This is a genomic window from Gilliamella sp. B3127 (genome assembly GCF_026536935.1).
Taxonomy (GTDB): Bacteria; Pseudomonadota; Gammaproteobacteria; order Enterobacterales; family Orbaceae; genus Gilliamella; species Gilliamella apicola_E.
Genome location: NZ_JAFNNI010000014.1, coordinates 1 through 2,639 on the forward strand (window position 1 = coordinate 1; position 2,639 = coordinate 2,639).

Annotated in this window: 4 protein-coding genes and 1 pseudogene; 2 read left to right on the top strand and 3 right to left on the bottom strand. The window is 36.5% G+C overall.

The window, feature by feature from the left end; genetic code table 11:
- The coding region (locus J3U00_RS11525; protein WP_416379921.1) for a hypothetical protein at window positions 1-994 on the top strand (994 nt) is incomplete at its 5' end.
- Between the two features lie 219 nt (window positions 995-1,213).
- Window positions 1,214-1,810, top strand: coding sequence for a tail fiber assembly protein (locus J3U00_RS11530; RefSeq protein WP_267332458.1), 597 nt, complete (start codon window positions 1,214-1,216; stop codon window positions 1,808-1,810).
- Here the strand turns inward: J3U00_RS11530 and J3U00_RS11535 are convergent.
- The 3 genes and pseudogenes from J3U00_RS11535 to J3U00_RS11720 form a co-directional block, all read right to left on the bottom strand.
- Window positions 1,807-2,139, bottom strand: a complete 333-nt coding sequence (locus tag J3U00_RS11535; protein WP_267332459.1) for a tail fiber assembly protein — start codon at window positions 2,137-2,139, stop codon at window positions 1,807-1,809. The genes J3U00_RS11530 and J3U00_RS11535 overlap by 4 nt on opposite strands.
- A 2-nt stretch (window positions 2,140-2,141) precedes the next feature.
- Entirely contained in the window at window positions 2,142-2,507 is a 366-nt protein-coding gene (locus J3U00_RS11540; protein ID WP_267332460.1) for a hypothetical protein, read from the bottom strand.
- A gap of 10 nt (window positions 2,508-2,517) precedes the next feature.
- Window positions 2,518-2,639 (bottom strand): annotated as a pseudogene (locus J3U00_RS11720) (integrase); the annotation flags it as partial.

Below are 2,639 nucleotides of genomic sequence, written 5' to 3' on the forward strand. Positions count from 1 at the left end.
TGCAAGCAACTCAGCACAATCAGCTAGCTCATCATCTGCAACAGCAACCAATGCGAGCGCATCAGCTAAATCGTATTCAGATTCAGCTAAATCATATGCAGATAGTGCCAGCGCATCAGCAACAGCATCTCGTAACTCAGCTCAACAATCTAGTAATAGTGCAAATGCAGCTAGTTCATCTGAGCGAAACGCTAAAACATCGGAAAAAAATGCTAAAAAATCAGCAGATGATGCTAAAAATGCCGCATCATCAATTGATACTACAGTTTTCATAAAAAAATCTGGTGTAGATAGTCAGTCAATTAATGGCTCTTTAGATGTTAAAAATTTAACTGAAAATGGTCAGCATGTTTATTCGCCGAATAACAAACCAACGGCGGATGATATTGGTACTATTCCCGCTGTAAAAAAACAGGTAAATGGAGCACCTATTTATGTGGTAGGTAGCCATTTAGTGTTTAAAGATGCTATTGGAGACCAACGTTTAATGCCATTTCGACGCGATGAACTGCCTTTTGGTTGGTATTTTCGAAATGGAGATAATTATTTATTAAGTTCACCGCAGGGGCAAGCGCTAAATAATTTATCTGTTAACTACAAATCAGATCATAAAATTACAATTAAAACCATAAATGGGCAGCAATATATTAATGTTCCGACTGCATTTGCTCCAGATGGACGTGGTTTTTTTGAGCGAGCGGTTAATGGAACTACTCGACAGGTAGGTAGTTGGGAAGATGATGCTATTCGCAATATTAAGGGATCGATACCAAATGGTCCCGGACGAGCAGTAATCGGGCATGAAAACATAACAAAAGGTGAACATGACGGAGCGATATCAGTTTATCACTGCGATGACGATTGGCTGCAAGTAGGTCCACGTCGAATGAGGTGGGCGTTTTTCGATTTTGATGCATCACGCGTAGTACCCACAGCTCACGAAAATAGACCGATTAATGTCGGCATGACGCCAGCTATATATTTGGGAGTTTAAACTCCAAGATAAATTACGGGGGTCAATCCGAGATTGACTGTTCTGTTCTCGTTTGCGGTAGGTACAACATTTGAAGCGCGAAAGTCATAACCCCAAACTTCATAATCTCTAGTTGCTAAAAATGCAGCGTTTGTGGGGTTAATTGCTCGCGTGCCGCTAAATGCACCTCTCGCGTACTCGTGGTGATTTGCTACCACACCAGAATCAAAATGCCCCCAAATGTCTCGTATAGCATCATCCTCCCAGCTACCTACCTGTCGAGTAGGTCAACAAAAAATAGGAAAATTTATGATTAATTATTATTACGATAACACAAACGATTTAAAACCATTTACACATCAATTAGAAGCAAACGATGACACATTACCACCTGATAATGCGCTACGGATTGCTCCTACATTTAAAGAAGGTTATTGTCCATGCGAACAAGACGGAAAATGGATTCTCATTGAAGATAACCGCGAAAAAACTGTTTATAATATAGCAACAAAAGAATCTGTTAAAATTGATTATATAGGTCCGATAAACCGCGATTTTACACAATTAGAGCCATTCGAATTTTGCAAATGGAATGGTGAAAAATGGGTACTTGATGAAGAACAAAAAAACACTTTCACCATTAAACTAAACCAATCAAAATTAGCAAATTTGTTATCTGATGCTAATAATGAGATAGAAATCTTGAATGACAAAATAGAGCTTGAAATAGCAACAGATGATGATAAAAAACTACTTAAAAAATGGAAATTGTATCGTATACAGCTAAAATCTATTGATATAAATAAATTAGATATTGAATTACCAGTTAAGCCCTAAACGGGCTTTTCAGGAAACAAGGCATTAACATCTGACGTATCAACACGAGTTAATAATATGCGATATTTTTTCCATTGTTTTAGTTGCTCCTCTTCGTTTGATTCCTGCATATCTAAATCTATAACATCTTGAATAATAGCTATCTTTTCGTTAGCATCTTTAATTAATACTGTTTTTCTTGATTGATTTTGCAATAGGATTTGCTCATCGGATATTTTAATCGGTTCAAAATCAACCAGCATTAGCTTGCCATTTATATTTTTTAACGCTTTTCCTTCTTCATTGGCTTTTATTGCTAATTTGGCATATTCTGTATTTGTGTATGTCATAATTAATACCCTCTTGCTGTCCATCTAATCCAAGCCTCGCCAGTTGTATGTGAATACGATGCTAACCAAAATGCACTTAAATCTAACTCAGCGCATGCATATTCAATATCTCCCCATAACCCATTATTTATTTTGTCAATGCTAACTCCATAGTTTTTTGTGTTCATAGGGATTAGTAAATTAATTAAATTACCACAAACAGCATTTGAGGTTGGAGTTCGAGCTAGAATTACGCCAGACTGTTCAATGAATCCATTTGAATATTTGTTATACCAGCTATTCCCATATATATATGATTCAACGATATAAATTGGCTCAATACCTGCAATTTTTGGTTTTATAGAAAAATCAATTGAGCTACCTACCACATAAATAGGTTTAATTTATTCTCAGTTTTTTGTATTCACGTCCTCGACTATCATTATATTTATCAGTCATTTGCTGAGATTTGTGTCCGAGAAGCGTCATAGTGTCTATGCGTTGGTCTCTATATAAACGCT